Source organism: Streptomyces lushanensis (assembly GCF_001700515.1).
GTDB lineage: Bacteria > Actinomycetota > Actinomycetes > Streptomycetales > Streptomycetaceae > Streptomyces > Streptomyces lushanensis.
On record NZ_MAUD01000214.1, the window covers coordinates 1 to 16873 of the forward strand.

General features: G+C 71.2%; 13 protein-coding genes. 4 read left to right on the top strand and 9 right to left on the bottom strand.

What is annotated here, in order from left to right; genetic code table 11:
• From BFF77_RS35700 to BFF77_RS18745, 3 genes are all read left to right on the top strand, one after another.
• Nucleotides 1-454: hypothetical protein (locus BFF77_RS35700; protein WP_211280263.1), on the top strand; the 454-nt coding region annotated here is incomplete at its 5' end.
• Complete coding sequence (locus BFF77_RS18740; protein WP_066951070.1) at nucleotides 451-1854, top strand: hypothetical protein; 1404 nt, start codon at nucleotides 451-453, stop codon at nucleotides 1852-1854. The genes BFF77_RS35700 and BFF77_RS18740, both read left to right, overlap by 4 nt.
• A complete protein-coding gene (locus BFF77_RS18745; RefSeq protein WP_066951073.1) occupies nucleotides 1851-2834 on the top strand; it encodes a hypothetical protein in 984 nt (327 codons plus the stop codon). Before BFF77_RS18740 ends, BFF77_RS18745 begins: the two co-directional genes overlap by 4 nt.
• 47 nt (nucleotides 2835-2881) lie before the next feature.
• Here BFF77_RS18745 and BFF77_RS18750 read toward each other — a convergent pair whose 3' ends face one another.
• Entirely contained in the window at nucleotides 2882-3910 is a 1029-nt protein-coding gene (locus tag BFF77_RS18750; protein ID WP_079125285.1) for a helix-turn-helix domain-containing protein, read from the bottom strand.
• Nucleotides 3911-4080: 170 nt separating this feature from the next.
• On the opposite strand from BFF77_RS18750, the gene BFF77_RS18755 reads away from it, so the two are divergent.
• On the top strand, nucleotides 4081-5121 hold the full coding sequence (locus tag BFF77_RS18755) for an NAD(P)-dependent alcohol dehydrogenase (RefSeq protein WP_066951075.1): 1041 nt from the start codon (nucleotides 4081-4083) through the stop codon (nucleotides 5119-5121).
• Nucleotides 5122-5252: 131 nt separating this feature from the next.
• On the opposite strand, the gene BFF77_RS18760 is transcribed toward BFF77_RS18755, so the two are convergent.
• The 8 genes from BFF77_RS18760 to BFF77_RS18795 form a co-directional block, all read right to left on the bottom strand.
• The gene (locus BFF77_RS18760) at nucleotides 5253-6038 is read right to left on the bottom strand and encodes an oxygenase MpaB family protein (RefSeq protein ID WP_079125286.1); all 786 of its coding nucleotides are present in this window, start codon (nucleotides 6036-6038) and stop codon (nucleotides 5253-5255) included.
• Nucleotides 6035-7291, bottom strand: coding sequence for an MAB_1171c family putative transporter (locus tag BFF77_RS18765; RefSeq protein ID WP_141698464.1), 1257 nt, complete (start codon nucleotides 7289-7291; stop codon nucleotides 6035-6037). The genes BFF77_RS18760 and BFF77_RS18765 overlap by 4 nt, the downstream gene beginning before the upstream one ends.
• 34 nt (nucleotides 7292-7325) lie before the next feature.
• Nucleotides 7326-7802, bottom strand: coding sequence for a hypothetical protein (locus BFF77_RS18770; protein WP_211280264.1), 477 nt, complete (start codon nucleotides 7800-7802; stop codon nucleotides 7326-7328).
• 83 nt (nucleotides 7803-7885) lie between these two features.
• Nucleotides 7886-8428, bottom strand: a complete 543-nt coding sequence (locus tag BFF77_RS18775) for a helix-turn-helix domain-containing protein (RefSeq protein ID WP_079125287.1) — start codon at nucleotides 8426-8428, stop codon at nucleotides 7886-7888.
• 433 nt (nucleotides 8429-8861) lie between these two features.
• Nucleotides 8862-12650, bottom strand: a complete 3789-nt coding sequence (locus BFF77_RS18780; RefSeq protein ID WP_066951087.1) for an Ig-like domain-containing protein — start codon at nucleotides 12648-12650, stop codon at nucleotides 8862-8864.
• A gap of 303 nt (nucleotides 12651-12953) precedes the next feature.
• Nucleotides 12954-13616, bottom strand: coding sequence for a DUF5825 family protein (locus BFF77_RS18785; protein ID WP_066951089.1), 663 nt, complete (start codon nucleotides 13614-13616; stop codon nucleotides 12954-12956).
• Between the two features lie 189 nt (nucleotides 13617-13805).
• Nucleotides 13806-15794 carry a RiPP maturation radical SAM C-methyltransferase gene (locus tag BFF77_RS18790; RefSeq protein WP_066951091.1) on the bottom strand — a complete coding sequence of 663 codons (1989 nt, stop codon included), beginning with the start codon at nucleotides 15792-15794 and terminating at the stop codon, nucleotides 13806-13808.
• Between the two features lie 214 nt (nucleotides 15795-16008).
• The coding region (locus tag BFF77_RS18795) for an alpha/beta hydrolase family protein (protein ID WP_169922684.1) at nucleotides 16009-16873 on the bottom strand (865 nt) is incomplete at its 5' end.

Sequence of the window (16873 nt, forward strand, 5' to 3'; positions counted from 1 at the left end):
CTCCGGCACCCCTCCCGACGGCGGCACCCCGACCGGCACCCGCCGTCCGCCCGGCGCCGACCGGCCCCGCAAGCGCGGGCATCGGGCCCGTCTACGGGTCCCCGACGACGCGCTGCCCACCCGTCCCGGCGCCGAGATCACGCTCACCTTCGATCTCCAGCCGCTCGACGAGCCCTGGGAGCCCGATCCGGCCACCGACGCGACGGACGAGCACCCCGTGGACATCACCGTCCGCATGGACGCCTCGTCGGCCGAGGTGAGTCCCTCGCTCATGCATCTGCGTCTGACGGACGCGCGCGGAACCACGCCGGGTGACTTCCGTATCACCCCCACCTCCACCGCGCCGGTCAAGCTCTTCATCGATGTCCTGCGCCGTGTCGACGGTGCCGTGATCCAGGAGATCACCGCCGAACTGCCCGCCCTCGACACGGAGGACCTGGAACCCTCACGATGACGCGGGACATATCCTTCAGCACCGGATTCGACGGATTCGACAACTACCGCGAGGTACCGAGGTCCAACGGCGGGGTCGCCAACCGGACCATCCATCTGTTCTTCGAAACACGCAACAGCGCACCCGACACCTTCACCGTACGCATGCACGGCGACGCCGTCCCCTACGACGGGAACGGCGAGTGGCGCGGGACGATGCGCCGCAAGCCCTCGGAGATCGCCGCCGCGGTCCGGACGGCGCTGTCCTGCTGGTTCGACGGTGTGGTGCGGTACCGGATCCCGGAAACCCGTAACTCGTACTACTACGAATTCCTTCCGGTCGATTCCTTCGGCGCCGCGACCGCCCAGGAACTGCTGCGGCCCGTCGGGCTCAAACTGGCCAAGGCGGGCCACAAGCTGCTGCAATTCCTCTTCACCGAGGGCGACGACGGCCTGAAGAGATTATGGGAATCCCTGAAGGGCGCCCTGCGCCAGGGCGAACAGGTCATCACGGTCCACTCCGCGGATGTCTTCGTCCCCTGGGGAATGCTCTACCTCCCACCGGATCCGGCGACGAGACTCAACAGCAGGGACGCGAAGTGGGAGCCCGGCGGTTTTCTCGGCTACACGCATCTGATCGAGCACAGCACCGGGCACGCCGAGGGGTACCGCCATGTGATCAACGAGGACGGGGACGAGCTGCGGTCCGGGCTGCACTTCGACACCCGTATCCAGAAGGCCGGGGAGACCCCGGCGGTCATCGACAGCGTCCACGGCCTGATGGAGCGGCACTCCGACGTCGCGCTGCGCACCCGCAAGGACGAGGTGGAAGAGGCGTTCTGCGATCCCGGCGTGAATGAGCACGTGCTGCTCTTCGCCGGGCACGGCAGCGCGCTCACCTTCGACGCGAACGGTCCGGTCGAGGCCCGGGTCGTCCTCAGTGACGACGAACCGATCCGCTCCTCCGATTTCGAGTACTGGCGCGGCGAACGGAACGAGCGCATGGCCAGCCCGCTCTGCTTCATGATGGTCTGCGCGGGCGGCAGGGCGACACCCGCGCTGCACGAGGGGCTCGGGCTGGCGCTGCTGAACCTGGGCGTCGGCTGTCTCGTCGGACCGCAGATCGACATTCCCAGGAAGTTCGCGAGCGACTACGCCTGCCGCTTCTTCGAGGCGTTCTTCACCCCGGGCACCCGGGTGGCGCCGATCGCGCGGAGTCTCGCGCGGCACTATCTCGACGAGCAGGCGACCCCGCTCGGGCTGGCGTTCACGCTCCTGCGCGGGTTGGACAATCACATAGCGGCGGATCCGGCGAAGGCTGTCACGGCGGAGGCCGCTTCCGTGGAGGCCGCCGCCACGGAAGCGGACGCCACGGAATCCGCTCCGGCGAGGGCCGTCGCGGCGAAGGCGGGAAATCGATGAGACCCCTGGTGGACCTGCTGGATCTGGACGAGCGGGGGAATCTGCTCGACCCCGGCGGTGGCGCGGTCGTCCCCCGCGACGACATGACCGCCGTGCTGGAGGAGCGCCTTCATCTGGACGAGGGCGCGACGGACATCTTCGTGTACGTGCACGGCTGGCGCACCACGAAGAGACGGTCCCGCGACTCCGCCGGGCGGCTCTTCGAACTGCTCACGGAGCTGTACGAGAGGCAGCCCGCGCGGTATCCGGAACTCGACGGATTCCGGCCGCACTACATCTGCGTACGCTGGCCGTCGTTCGGCGGCTACAGCACCGTCAGGGACCGGGCCGCCGCCGTGTCGCGCGAAGGGCGGGCCGGCCGGGTGCTCGCCGGGCTGCTCGGATATCTCAACGACCGCCGTACACTGCCCGATCGCGGCCCGGACATCCTGCGGAACATCCACGGGCAGTATCTGCACTGCGTGGGCCACTCCTTCGGCGGCCGGTTCCTCTCCACCGCCATCATGGACACGAGCGCGCGCCTGCTGGACGGCGGTCCGGACACCCTGTCCTGGCCCTGGCACGACAAGAACTACCCGTGGACCGTGGACAGTCTGACGGTCTTTCAAATGGCTGTGCCGGCCGATGCCTTCGCCCGGCCGCCGTTCTCGGCGCTGCTGGAGCTGAACCTGCTCAACGCGCCGATCGCGTTGACGTTCAGTCCGCGCGACCGCGCGCTGGGCCGCTGGCACCGGCTGGCCGAGGGCGGAGCGAACGCCGTGGGCTTCCGCGGCACGACACAGGCGGCGGGCCCGGTCCACACGACGCTGCTGCGGCCCACGACCGTCCCGTACGAGTTCCCCGATCCCCCGGCCAGGATCATCAATGTGAACGCGAGCCGCCACTACCGCAGCACGCTCGGATTCGCGGGAGCCCACTCGGACTACTTCCACCCCGAGTCGGCCCACCTCCTGCTCTCCCTGGCCGCCGCGGCCCGCTGACGGTCCCGGACCGGCGCTCCGGTGCGGGGGGGGCGGGGGGGCCGCCTTCAGGCCCGCGTCGTACGTTCCGGGTGGGCGGCGTCCGGGCCCCAGCTCGCCAGCAGGCGCAGGGCATCGGCGGAGGGGGAGCCCGGTTCGGCGTGGTAGACGACGAGGGACTGCTCGGGGTCGTCCGGCAGTTGCAGGGTCTCGTACGAGAGTGTCAGGTCGCCGACCAGCGGGTGCCGCATGTGCTTGACGCCGTGGCCCTTCTCCTTCACGTCATGCGTGGCCCACAGCCGCCGGAACACCTCACTCTTCACGGACAGCTCCCCGACCAGCGCCGACAGCTCCGGGTCGTCCGGATGGCAGCCCGCGTCGAGCCGCAGATAGCTGACCATGTCGGTCGCCTTGGAGTCCCACTCCACGAACAGTTCGCGGTAGGCGGGTGAGAGGAAGACCAGCCGCGCCCAGTTGCGCTCACGGACCGGCAGCTCTCCCCAGTCCTCGAAGAGCGCCGCGGCCATCCGGTTCCAGGCGAGGATCTCGGAGCGCCGGCCGCCGATGTAGGCGGGTACGCCCTCCAGCGAGTCCAGGAGCGTGCGCAGCGCGCCGCGTACGTGCTGGGGGCGGGCGGACGCCTGCCGCTTCTTCTGGGGCCTGGGGCTCGCGAGATGGACGAGATGGCCGTGCTCGGCGTCGGTGAGCCGCAGGGCGCGGGCGATCGAGTCGAGCACCTCGCTGGACACATTGCGCCCGTTGCCCTGCTCGAGCCGGATGTAGTACGCCACGGACACTCCGGCGAGCTGGGCCAGCTCCTCGCGCCGCAGGCCCGGTACGCGCCGGTGCCGGCCGACGTCGGGCAGCCCCACGTCCTCCGGCTTGAGCCTGGCGCGCCGGGTGCGCAGGAATTCGACCAGCTCGGCCCGCCGGTCGAGCGGTTCCGCCGCGCGCGACCCGGACGGGGCCGCGGACCCGGCGGGAGCACCGGCCCCGGACGCCGCGCCGGACGCGGCGCCGGACGCGGCTCCGGCCCCGGTGGGACCGCCGGACCCGGACGGGGCGCCGGGCCGGGAGGGGATCGTCTGATCGTCCATGTCTCCAGTATTCCTGGTCCTACGTGTATCAGCCTGCTCCCGTCAGTAGTACGACCGCTGGACGTACGCAAAGCGGTGACCTGGGCAAACGCGGTTGTGCGAGCGAGCCTGGGGAGCGTGCCCGGGACAACACGGTCGCGGGCACGAAGACTTTCCAGGAGACCTCGGGCATGACCACCGTTGCCGCATACGCCGCTCCCGCCGCCAAGGCTCCGCTGGAGCGCACCACCGTCGAACGCCGCCCGGTGGGCGAATTCGACGTCCTGATCGACATCAAGTTCGCCGGGATCTGCCACTCCGACATCCATCAGGTCCATGACGGCTGGGGCAGCAGCGTCTTCCCCATGGTTCCGGGCCACGAGATCGCCGGTGTCGTCGCCGAGACCGGTCCGGGCGTCACCAGGTTCGCCGTGGGCGACCGGGTGGGCGTCGGCTGCATGGTCGACTCCTGCCGTGAGTGCGAGAACTGCCGGGCCGGTCTGGAGCAGTACTGCCTCCGGGGCAACACCCTCACGTACAACGCGCTCGACAAGAACGGCGAGCCCACCTACGGCGGCTACTCCCACCGGATCGTCGTCGACGAGAACTTCACCGTCCGCATCCCGGACGGCCTCTCCCTCGATGTCGCGGCGCCCCTGCTGTGCGCGGGGATCACGACGTACTCACCGCTGCGGCACTGGAACGCCGGTCCCGGCAAGAAGGTCGCGGTCGTCGGGATGGGCGGCCTCGGCCACATGGGCGTCAAGATCGCGCACGCGCTCGGCGCCGAGGTGACCGTGCTCAGCCAGTCGCTCCGCAAGAAGGACGACGGCCTGCGGCTGGGCGCCGACCACTACTACGCGACCGCTGACGCGACGACCTTCGAGAAGCTGAGGGGCACCTTCGACATCATCCTCTCGACGGTCTCCGCACCGCTTCAGCTCGACGCGTACCTGTCCCTGCTCAGGACGGACGGCGCGCTCGTGAACGTGGGCGCTCCCGAGGAGCCCGTCTCGCTCAACCTGTTCTCCCTCCTGAACGGCCGCAGGACGCTCGCGGGCTCGGGCATCGGCGGCATCCGGGAGACCCAGGAGATGCTGGACTTCTGCGCCGAGCACGGCCTGGGCGCGGAGATCGAGCTGATCGGCGCGAGCGAGATCAACGAGGCGTACGAGCGGGTCCTGGACAGCGACGTGCGCTACCGCTTCGTGATCGACACGGCGACGATCTGACGGTCCGGGACGTGGCGCACACTCCCCGGGCCTCCGCGCGGTGCCCGGAACCGGCCGGCTCCGGGCCCCTCCCGCTGTCACCACGCCGGGCCCGCTTCCGGCCGGTCGGGCCGTGACCCGTGGCCCGTGGCTCATCCGGTGCCCCGGCCGGTCCGGGCCCGGTCCCGCGCCCGGGAGCGCAGGGCGTGGATCACCAGGGCTCGGACCGGGGCCGGCGGGCGGCGGACCCGGAGGGCTCTGCCGAGAGGAGCGTCGAGCAGGGACGCGGCGACCGCCGGGGCCAGTGGGGCCAGGGCGGACGGGAGTCTGGCGGCCAGGAGGCCGTGGCTGGCGGAGTGCCAGAGTGCGCGGGCCTCCTCGGTGGGCGCGAAGTGGCGGACCTCGTAGTCCCGCATCCAGCGCTCCACCCCGTCCAGATCACCGCCGTCCGGACCGCCGCCGCCCGGACCGCCGCCGCCCGGACCTGCGCCGCCCGGAAGGCCGGGGAGGTCCAGGGCGTCGGACAGGCCGAGGTGGAAGGCGTACGCGGCCTTCCGTTCCTCCTCCGCGACCGGCCGGTGGCCGTGCGTGTCGATGAACCGCAGCGGGCATACGGTGAAGCAGGCCAGGACGTAGTGCATCAGCTCGGGCGTGATGTCCGGCCGGTCGTGGATCCGGCGCAGCGCGTCGACGGTCCGGCGCCCCTCCGGGCTCTCCAGCCCTTGTCCGATCAAGGTGAACATGGCGACGCCGGTCGCCTTGGCGCGGGCGCGCGGCTCGCCGGTCATACGGCCCGTGCCGTGCAGCACGCGGGCGATGTCCGGGATGCCGAAGGTACGGATGAAACCCAGGGTGAGTCCGAGGCGGGACTCCTCCGGCATCGTCTCCAGGACGAGCCGCGCGTAGGCGTGGTGCGTGCCACGCGTGCTCGCGGTCATCCCGCTGCGGTGGCGACGGCCAGCGCCTCGCCGGTCAGCGGTGCGTGGAGCCGCTGAGCGACCCGTACGAGATGCGCCCGTTCCTCGGCCGGTTCCGCGTCCAGTCCCGGCAGCGGGACCTGGTCCTCGCGCGGGCGCGGCGGAACCCCGGCGTTGAGCGCGTCGACGGCGAACCGGAGCGCGGCGGCGACGATCAGGGCCGCGCGGTCCGCCTCGTCCAGCCCGGCCCGTTCCGCCGCCTCGGTGGCGGCGGTGACCACGGCCGGATCGACCCAGGGCCGCAGCGTCAGCTGGCCGTCGCGTATCTCCAGGCCGCGCCTGGCCGTACGCCACTCCAGGTCCCGGAACGCCAGCCGCTCGGTCCAGGGCGAGGCGGGCTCCTCCAGGGCGAGGCGCTCGTCCGCCCGGTAGGCCAGGTCCCACAGCGGGCGCAGGGCCTGGTAGTCGCGGCGCCGGTGCCGCCAGGCGGCGACGGCGGGCCCGGCGAACCCCGCCGTGATGAGCATGGCCCCGAGCGCGGCGAACACCGGGCCGAGGGCCGTGCTCAGCCACTCCGTACCGCCGGTCTCCGCGAAGGCCGCCCCGATCGCGATCAGTTTGCACACGACATAGCCGCAGGCCACGAGCCCGCCGACGGCGATCAGCCGGATGCCGCGGCGCAGCGGTCCGTGCGGCAGCCGGGAGGCGTGCCCGAGACAGACCCGGCTGATGTCGAGCAGGGCGAAGCCGAACAGGGCCTGGTAGAGGACGAGGAAGAGCGCGATCGCGGGGATCGTCGCGAAGGTGGTGTCGAAGGTGAGCGGAGTCTCCGGGCCGCCGGCTCCGCCGGTGAGGAACAGGACGGTCATCACCGGCACCAGCACGGCGAACACCGCGAGCCGCCCGCGCACCTGACGCCAGGTGTCCGCGCCCGCCGCGTCCCACACCCGGTCGTCGGCACGCTCCTTCGGCGGTGTCCACATGCGGGCCAGCACCACGGCGCCCGCGGAGAAGCACGTGATGCCGAGATAGACCAGCAGCGTCGCCAGATTGCCGCGGTGCGCGACCCGGTCGACCAGCCGGTAGAGCACCGGGGCCGCGAGCACGAACGCGGTGGAGGGAGCCGCGATCGTCAGCGCGACCACGAGCAGTCCCGGCGACGGGTCCCGCCGCCAGGCCCGGATCTTCAGTCCGGCCACGATCCAGGCCACCGTGCCGATACCGAGATAGACGATGTTGAACGGCGCCTCGGACACGAACGGTGCCTCGGACACGCCGGACACGGCTGTGGCGGATGCGCCCGTTACGTCAGACATGCTGCCCTTTACGGTGTTCCAGCGCGGGTGCCAGTTGCGAGGTGGTCCCGGCGCCGGGCGCGAGTACCAGCGTGCGCGTCAGCTCGGCCCCCAGGATCTCCGCCTCCTCCTCCGCCGCGCCATCGTAGTGGGAACGGCCGAGCACCAGCCGGATCATGTCGGCGTCGATGGTGGGCAGTTCGACCTCGGCGGCGGTCTCATCCGGGTCGGGGGGCTCGGCGAGATGCCCGCACAGCAGATGCGCGAGTTCATGGCAGATGATGTGGGCCTGGTGCAGGCCCGAGGTCTCCTGCTCGAAATGGATCACATCGGCGTCCGCCCGGCGCTCCACGAAGCCGGACGGCTCGCCCAGCCGCATCCGCCGCGGCACCAGCCGTACGGGCCGGCCCGCCCGTTCGGCGACCGCGGCGCAGAGCTCCTCCACCGTGCTCATCTCCGGCAGATCGAGCTGTCTGACCATGGCCCGCATCCGCCGCCGGGTACGTCCAAGATCTCGCACGTCGTTCCCATCAGCCGGCCGCCAGTGCCCCAGCGGCGTTTGCTGGTACTCGGTCACGCTTCCGGAGCCCCGGAGACCCCGGGAGCCCCGGAGGACCCGGTGGGTCCGGAAGCCCCTGAGGGACCGGAAGCCTCGGCGCCCTCAGGGGCATCGGGCAGTCCGACCGCCTTGCGCAGTTGTTCCACCACCGTCAGGGCGGCGTCCTGCATCTCCGGAGGCAGTCCGGCCGCCCGCATCGCGATCCGCTCCACCCGGGCGTCCCGCAGCGCCTCTATCTTCCGCAGATCACGCTCCACGGCCCGGGCGGTGGCGGAGTCGCTGAAGTAGTTCAGCGGTACGCCGAAGAACTTGGCGATCTTCACCGCGTTCTCCAGACTGGGCTTCTGGGTGCCCTTGCGGAGATTCCCGATGTAGGTGCCGCTCAGGCCGGTGCCCTCGGCGATCTCCGAGTCGCGCCAGGGACGGCCCAGATCCTTCGGGTAGATCACCGAGATCACGCGCCGGAAGCGAGCCGCGAAGTCCAGGGAGCCCGTCGGCTCATCCCCTTCGCCTGGTCGAAGAGCCGACGCCTCGGAGCGTGGAGAATCGGTGGCCATGGCACCGGATCATAGGACTCTTCGGCCGTCGGCGGGGATCTTGCCGTCGCACCGGATTACACGATCGTGGCGACCGGACAGGGCCTGGGGCTCGTCGGACCGTGAATCACTGTCAACTATCCATCCAGCAATCAACTTTAGTTGACTTATCCGCGATGCAGGGCGCAGGATCGAGAAGGCTGGCGCAGCACCTCAAGGCCGTTCCCCGGCCGCGCCCGGCACACGGGCGCTGGGCGCCGCTGCCCCACGGGGGTGGGCAACAGTGCCCGGCGCCGGGACCCTCCGGCCGATGCGCCGGGCATGACGCGGAAGCGGGGGGAGGCGCCCACCGGCTCCTCCCCCCACCCGTCCCGCACGCCACCCGTCCCACACACGCTTCAGTGAGCGGCGTCCCGGGCGACGGCCCCGCGTCGGGCCGTCGCACCGGCTCGCGTCAGGTCAGCTTCACCTGCTTCCTGGGCGAGGTGCTGCCGGAGAAGTTCTTGTCTCCCGCGTACACGGCGGTGACCGTCGCCGTGCCGTTCACGTTCGGCAGCTTGACCGAGAAGCCGATCACGCCCTTCTTCGCGGCCGTCAGCGTGACCTTGGTGGTGGTCGTCTTCCCTCCGGCCTTCGCCGTCACCGTGATCGTGCCGGTCGGATACGCGGCGCCGCTGTGGCCGCTCACCGAGACCTTGACCGACTCGGACTTCCCCCGTGCCAGCGTGGTTCTGGAGAGCGTCAGCGCCGTCGTCGTCCTCGCCTTGACGACCGTGAGCTTCTGCGAGGCGACTCCGCTGGGCTCCACGAAGTCGGTGCCCAGATACTGCACGGACACGGTGTGCGCGCCGACGGCGAGCGACGCGGGCAGCTTGAACGTGCCCGCTCCCGACGGACCGACCTTGGCCGTCAGCGATCCGGTCCCGTACGAGACCTTCACCGAGCCGCCGGTCGCTCCGGCCACCGAGAAGACGCCGGAGACCGCGTGACCGTAGCTCACCGACTTGACCGTCAGCGCCATGGCGATGGCGCTGCGGCCCTTGGTGAGGACGAGCTGCACCGGGTCGGAGGCCGAGGTGTCGGCCGACGCGGTGCCGCCGAAGCCCGCGGTGAAGGTGTGGGTCCCGGCCTTGAAGCCGGCCGGAATCCGCAGGGACGCCGTTCCGCCCGTGGCCTCGGCCGTGCCGAGGACGGTGGCGCCGTCCCGGAAGGTGACCGTTCCGCCGTCGGAGCCCGCGCCCGTGACCGTCGCCGTGAGCGTGACCGCCTGGCTGATCCCGGGTGCGGCCGGGGCGAGGGCGAGCGCCGTCGTGGTGGTCGCGAGGACCTCCACGCCCGCCGTCGCCGTGTAGCCGGAGCCCGCGCCGACCGCGCTGATCGTGGCGCTGCCGTAGGGCCGGCCGGCCGGGACGGCGGCCTGGAAGGACACCGTGCCGTCGGCCGCCGCGACCGCGCTGCCGAGTATGTCGGAGCCGAGCGTGAACGCCACGCTCTCGCCGTCACGGTAGCCGCTCCCGGTGACCGCGACCGTGGCGCCCGGCTCGGGCCTGGCGTCGCTGACGGTCAGCGCGCCCGGCCGGGAGAGGGCCGCGTACTCGGCGCAGACGTCGCCCTGGACACCGACCACGGGCGCGGGCGCCGCCGTGCCGGTCAGGCCATCGTCCTCGCGCACCGTGATGGTGCCGAAGTCGCCGCTGCCGAGCACCGCGTTGGTGGAGTTGGAGACGCCGATCTTGTAGGCGGTGGTGGGCGCCGCCCCGGCGGCGGTGTCGCCGGACGCCGGGATGTCGGCCACCTGACAGGTCGTACCGGGCGCGAAGGTGACCTTCTGCACGGCGAGCCCGACCTTGCCGGTCGCCGAACCGACCACCGTGACATAGGCGGTGACCGGTGCGGCACTGGCCCGCGAGAGAACGACCGCGGCCTGGGCGGCACCCGGGCCGTTGCCCTCCTCGGTCCTGGTCGACACGATGTCGACGGCGGGACGGCCCTGCGGACTCGGCGTCCCCAGGCTCGTGTTCTCGAAGACGAGATCCGAGAGATAGACACCGCCGGCCGCGGTGGCGTCGGCGCCGGCCGCTCCGGTGAAGGTGACCTTGGCGATGTGCCTCAGATCGAGACCGGCCCCGGCCAGGGTCGCGGTCGGGACCGCCACCTGCTGAAGGACGATCTTGCCGAGCTGTGTCGCGCCGCTGGCCGGCATCCTGGTGACGCCCCAGGGATTGAGGGCGGAGACCGGGCTGCTCCACACGTGCCCGGCGGAGTCGGCGACGCTCAGCGTCATGTCGGTGCCCGTGACGACGCTCTCGTCGGGCGACATGTGCACGGTCATCCGGTCGTAGCCGGACACGTTCTGCTGGGCGGAGGGAAGCGTCACACCGAGCGCGCCGGTCGTCGCCGTCCAGGTCAGATGCGTCATGACGTTCAGCGGTACATTCGGCGCGAACGAGGCCGGAGTCCAGTGCGGCAGCTGCTGGTTGGAGAGTGTGCTGCCCGGGTTGGTGCAGAGCGGATACGGCTGCGGAGCCGTCCGTCCCGACTTGCCGGCACAGATCACCGCCGTGGCCGTCGGGGTGGTGCCGATCAGCGGGCTGGTCTTCTTGAACGAGGTGATGTCACGGCGGGCCGAGGAGGGCTGCTGCGCCACCGTGCGGACGTCCGCGAAGGCGGCCACCGACGGCGGGGTGAGCTGCGAGCCGTCGAAGTAGCCCGCGAACTGGGTCCGGCCGCGCAGGGTCGCCTCGAAGAACCCGGATATGTACGCGGCGCCCAGCTCGTACTGCTGCTGGGCCGTGATCCGGAGGTTCTTGCCGGAGGCCAGCGCGGCCGTGCTCGTACCGCACACCGGGTCGGCGGTGTTCGACCAGTCGTCGGAACCGCCCGGGGAGGGCGGTGTCCACTGCGAATTGAAGAAGTTGTGGTCCGCGCCCATCACCCAGAAGTTGGACCGCAGCACATCGTCCGGGAACGCGTCCCGCGAGTCCGCGTAGAAGTGCTGGCCCTGCTGGTCGGAGACGTCTCCGTCGCAGTACGGCAGCAGCGTGGTCGTGATCACGTCGGGCAGCGTGGTGCGGGTGAAGTCCACCGGCGCCAGCGGCAGTACGGACTTGATCCGCCACGGGTCGGGCAGGGCCGCGTTGAGGGCTCCGGCGGAGACGACGCCCTCGCCGCCGCGCGAGTGGCCCATCAGCCCGATCGAGCCGAAGTCCATGGTGCCGACGAGCTGGGAGGCGGTCACCGTGGAGTCCGGGTAAGTGGCCCGGCCGGCGGTCAGCGCCTGCTCCAGCGTGACGTCCTGGTCGGTCACCGCGTCGTGCTGGACGACGGGCTCGCCCGCGTTGGCCTTCTTCAGCATGGCCAGGGTGTCCAGGACGAGCCGGCCCCGGCTGACCGCGCCGTTGTCCGGCGAGAGCTGGTTGTCGTTGGCGTTGATGGCGTTCGCCGATATCGACACCACCGTCACACCGTCGGCCGCCAGCGCCTCGGCGGCGGCGTCGTAACCGGCGTAGCTGAGGATCGGAGCGGTGCCCGCCGCGCAGGGCCAGCCGCTCGCGCCGCGCAGGGTCGTGAGGTTGTAACAGGAGCTGTGGCGGCCGTGCAGGAAGACGGCGACCGGATGCGGCCCGCCGTCGGTGGGCAGATAGATACGGCCCTGGAACTCGCCGCGGATTCCGCCGATGTCGGTGAGCGCTATCGACTGGGCGCCGAAGTTGTAGTCGGCGATCGTGTACGAGCCCTTGCCGATGGTGGTGGGGTCGTCGGCCGTCGTGTCCGTGCCCCCGTCCTCCACGAGCGCCTTGGACTCGGTGAGCTTGCGCGCCTTGGCCTGGGCCGAGGCCGACAGCAGACCGGTGGGACCGGTGGCGGTGCTGTCGCCGCCGCTGGACCACTGCCAGCTGATCTCCTCGGCCGCGGCCACCGAGTCGTCGGCGGTCGTCACCGTCAGGGTGCGCCCGTCCGCGGACTCCGCGGCCGGACCCAGGTCCGTGCCGTCCGCGACGAGTTCGGGCGCGTCGTCCTTGACGGGAAGAGGCGTGTCCAGCTCCAGCGACACGACATATCCGCCGGCGGCCCGGGAGACGGTCCATCCGTCCCCCGAGCGGACCACGGACGAGTCGGCCGGGACGGGTGAGCCGGAGTCCGTCGCGGCGGAGGCGACCGGCGCCCCGAGCACCGACAGCGCGCTCAGCGCCATCAGTCCCGCGACGCCGGCGGCGAGCGGACGCAGCCGCGCCGTCCGCATGGGTCTTGGTATGTCCACGAGTGCCTGACCTCACTTTCGAGCACGCGGACGACAGCCGTCCACGCGCGGCGCGTCCGAGGACGCGATCCATCGATTGATCGAGAGCCGGGCAAACGTTCACATCTCAACCATCTTTATTGGGTAATGAAACCCAGATGTTTCATATCTTTGATCTCTACGTCATTGAAAACGGACTGAACGATGACGTTCCAGATATGTCGCCCATCACCTCTGACCTGGACTTTCGCGAAACGCGAAACAATGGCGGAACGCGCCCTTCCGGGCCGGGAACCGGCCCGCGCCTCAGATGGCCATCGCCTCCTGGACCCAGCGGTTGACGCGGTACGGGAGCCACCACTCCAGCTCGCCGACCTGGAGCACCAGCCGTTCCTGGTGGAACTCGGCGAGCGCGTCCGGCGCCACGGAGGCGGCGGCGCCGCCGTACGCCAGGCGCCCGATCGCCTCCCGGTAGTGCGGCTCGTCCGCGGTGAACCGGCGCAGATCGCCCCAGCGGCGGTCCCGGATCTGGACGAAGCCCGGCCCCTGCCGCCAGAGGCACTTGCCGAGGTAGTGGGTGCCGCGCCAGACGCGCAGCGCCTCGTCGGCGGCGGCCGGGGCCGGGCCCTCGATCCGTTGCGGCGGCTGGAGATGGCCGAGGACGAGGGAGGTCTCCTCGTCCCGCGGGTCCAGACGCAGACTCCACTCGACGAGTACGGCACGGGCCGTCAGGTCCCTGATGACGCTGAGGGCCTGGACGGCGTGGGCGGCCTGGGCGGCCGAGCCGGTGGTGGCGGTGAGGTCCACGACGCCGGGCACGCGCACCCGGCGCGCGCCCAGGTCCCAGAGACGGTCGCACTCCTGGTCGACGGGACCGGTCAGCCCGATGTCGCCGAGGAACATACCGGGCAGGGCACAGGCATCGAGGTCGTAGTCCCGCCAGGCGGTGACGGTGAGGGTCGGGCTCATCGGACTGGTCCTCCTGGTCTTCCGATCGCGCCGGATCGGTCGCGCGGATACGTCGTTCGGTCACGCCGTGCGGATCTCCGCGGCGATCGCAGCGGGGGTCGCCGTGCGGATCTCCGCGGGGCTCGCTGGGGGAATCGCCGCGGGGAGCCGCCGTACGGGCAGGTCATACGGGGGCGTCGCGCGGGGGCGTCATACGGACACGGGGACGGCGGCCCGGTCTGCGGCGGCCGGCGGCTCCCCGCCCGACGGGCCCTCGGCCCGCGGACCCTCCACCCCGGCGGTGTGCATGTGCCGCATGAAGTCCAGCCGCAGCAGGTCCTCGTTGACCGCCGACGGCGCGACATGCACGTACTGCCCGCCGTCCGTGAACAGCAGCCCGAGCGCGAGCCAGCGGTCGAGCACCGCCATGACCTCGTCCTCCTCCCGCGCCGCGCCCGGCAGCCGGCCCGCCGCCTTGCGGGTCAGGGCCGCCGGCGTGTGCGGCTGGTCGAGCAGGCGGAACAGCACCAGCTCGTACGGGTCCGTCAGCTCCATCGCCCGCCACGCGAACGCGCGCCGCCTGCTGACCAGCACGATCCGGTCACCGAGGTCGGCCTGCGTCAGCCGGGCCTCGACATGGTGCTTCTTCCACGCGGCGAGCGCGTCGTTGAGCGCGGACACCGTCGGTTCGCCGATCCCGCGCTCCGGTGCCTCGAAGACATAGGCGAGGTCGTACAGCTCCTCCTCCGGCAGGTCGTAGGTGAAGCGGTAGTGCGCCTCGGGCCGCAGTCCGGAGAAGCCGAGTTCGGGACGGTTGAAGTACGGGCTGAACCGCTCGATCGCGATCCTGGCCGAGAGGTCGACCGGCGGATTGAGATGCTCCAGCGCCGGTATCTGCGCGATCACCGGGTCGTAGTCCTCGGCGGTCTCGCCGGGGAAGCCGTGCAGATAGTTCCAGGACACCGACAGTCCGGTCTCCGCGCCGTCGCGGAGCATCCGCACGTTCTGGCAGCCGCTGACGCCCTTGTCCATCAGATCGAGGACCCGGTTGTTCAGGCTCTCGATGCCCGGCTGCACATAGATCAGTCCCGCGTCGGCGAGCGTACGGAGCTGGGCCCGGCGCATGTTGGCCTTGATCTCGATGTGCAGCCGCAGGTCGTAACCGCTCTCGATGACCCGGGGCAGCACGGTGGAGAGATAGCCCATGTCCAGGATGTTGTCGACCACGTACATGTCCAGGACCCGGTGGCGGCGGGCGAGATCCATGATCTCGTCGTAGAAGGTGTCGGGGCTCTTGCTGCGGAACTGCATGAAGGAGCCGTTGAGCCCGCAGAACGTGCAGTGGTGCTTCTCGCCCCACCAGCAGCCCCTGGCACCCTCGACCACGAGTTTGGGCTCGACCCAGTTGCGGGCCACGGAGGAGGCCAGCCGCTCGAAGTAACCGCTGTAGTCGGGCGGCAGGATGGTGGCGGGCGGCAGCGGAGCCGTGGCCATCGCGTTGACCACGCTGGTGCCGTCCGCGTCACGGTGGCAGAGCCCGGATATGGCGCCGAGGGCGGGCCGCGCGCCGGAGGAGTCGGGCGGGTCGCCGAGCGCCTTCAGCAGCTGCGGGAAGGCCGCCTCTCCTTCGCCGCGGATCACATGGTCCACGAAGGGGAAGTTGCGGTGGACGGCCGCGCCCTGTTCCGCGTCGCAGTTGGCACCGCCCATGACGGTGACGATGTGCGGCGCGAGCCGCTTGACGTGCCGCGCGGCGGCCAGGGCCGCGGTGTTCTGCTGGAAGGTGGAGGTGAAACCGACGACATCGGGCGCGTACTCCACGATGCGCCGGGCGATCCGTTCCACGAAGGCCGGTACCTCACGGTGGAGTTCACGGGTCATCCGCAGCCGGGACTTGCGCAGCCGGCCGCTCATCGACGCCGTGAACTCGTCGTCGCGCCAGGTGGGGTCGTCGTACAGCGCGGAGGAGAAGACCCAGTCCCCGCAGCCCATGAAGTAGGAGGACAGCGCGTAGTACTCGTAGTCCTCGGCGGTGAATTCGGTACGGCGGGTGATCCAGTCCGTGAATTCGAGATTGGCGTGCAGGACCTCGGCGGTGGCGCCGGGCACGTGTTCGTCGACACTGCGCTTGAGTATTCCCAGCGCCAGCGACGGAAGATCGATGGGCGACCAGGGCATATTGACCAGCAGTACGCGCACTTGAGCTCCTCGGGAACGGCCGTCTTCAGGAGAACGGCCGGCCCGGCGGCGCGAGACCGCCGGGCCGGCCGACGAGAACTGGTCGAACGGGTCGAGCCGGTCCGACGGGCCGACCGGGTCGGCCCCGTCGCGGGACTAGTCCTCTTCGCCGTCCTCGGCGTTGCGGAACGGAACGGTGACCGTGATGCCGATGCCCGGCTTCCGGTTCTCCTCGTCACCCGCGAGCGGGTCGTTGTTGATGATGTCCTTCTCCATGAGTCCTTCTCCTCTCCATGACGTGTTCCGTGGTCCCGGCCGCTGGTCCGTTACGGACGCGGGCGGGATCCTCCCTCCGGCCGGAGGGAGGCGTCTTGGGGGCGCGCTCGGGCGCGGGGGAACGGTCCGGCGCGGGGGTACGGTCGCGCTCGGGCGCGCGCTCGCGCGGGCGCAGTTCGCGGTCGAGGAAAACCATGGCGCGGCGCAGTACGGCGACATGGTCGACGCCCTCGTAACCGTCGTGACCGGTGTCCAGCCACATCGACTCGTGGCGCGCGCCGGCGGCGCGGAGCGCGGCGAGATAGCCGCGCACCTGGCCCGGCGGGCACTTGGCGTCACGGGTGGCGGCGACGACGAGCAGCGGTGCCCGCACCCGGTCCGCGTACCGTACGGGCGAGCTGCGCGCGTACCGTTCCGGGACCTCGTCCGGCGAGCCGCCGAACAGCCGCTCGTCCAGGGCGCGCAGGGCCGGTGTGGTGGTGCGGTACGCGGCCACGCTGTCGGCGACGGGCTTGACCGCGACGCCCGCCTGCCACAGCTCCGGCCGGACACCGAGGGCGAGCAGGACGAGATAGCCGCCCCAGGAGGTGCCCCACAGCCCGACGGCGTCGGGGCGCACCAGCCCGCGGCCGATCAGATCGGCGCGGACCGCCACCAGATCGTCGACCTGGGTGAGGCCGACACCGGCGCCGAACGCCCCGCGCCAGCGCGGTCCGTAGCCGGTGGAGCCGCGGTAGTTGACGCGGGCGACGGCGAAGCCGGAGGCGACGAGGGAGTGCACCACGCCGTCGTAGGCGTCCCGGTCGTGGTCGGCGGGCCCGCCG

What these genes read in the sequence shown, in the direction of transcription:
- BFF77_RS18740 (WP_066951070.1), top strand. Translation starts at nt 451, where the DNA reads ATGACGCGGGACATATCCTTCAGCACCGGATTCGACGGATTCGACAAC.
- BFF77_RS18745 (WP_066951073.1), top strand. Translation starts at nt 1,851, where the DNA reads ATGAGACCCCTGGTGGACCTGCTGGATCTGGACGAGCGGGGGAATCTG.
- BFF77_RS18750 (WP_079125285.1), bottom strand. Translation starts at nt 3,910, where the DNA reads ATGGACGATCAGACGATCCCCTCCCGGCCCGGCGCCCCGTCCGGGTCC.
- BFF77_RS18755 (WP_066951075.1), top strand. Translation starts at nt 4,081, where the DNA reads ATGACCACCGTTGCCGCATACGCCGCTCCCGCCGCCAAGGCTCCGCTG.
- BFF77_RS18760 (WP_079125286.1), bottom strand. Translation starts at nt 6,038, where the DNA reads ATGACCGCGAGCACGCGTGGCACGCACCACGCCTACGCGCGGCTCGTC.
- BFF77_RS18770 (WP_211280264.1), bottom strand. Translation starts at nt 7,802, where the DNA reads ATGCGGGCCATGGTCAGACAGCTCGATCTGCCGGAGATGAGCACGGTG.
- BFF77_RS18775 (WP_079125287.1), bottom strand. Translation starts at nt 8,428, where the DNA reads ATGGCCACCGATTCTCCACGCTCCGAGGCGTCGGCTCTTCGACCAGGC.
- BFF77_RS18780 (WP_066951087.1), bottom strand. Translation starts at nt 12,650, where the DNA reads ATGCGGACGGCGCGGCTGCGTCCGCTCGCCGCCGGCGTCGCGGGACTG.
- BFF77_RS18785 (WP_066951089.1), bottom strand. Translation starts at nt 13,616, where the DNA reads ATGAGCCCGACCCTCACCGTCACCGCCTGGCGGGACTACGACCTCGAT.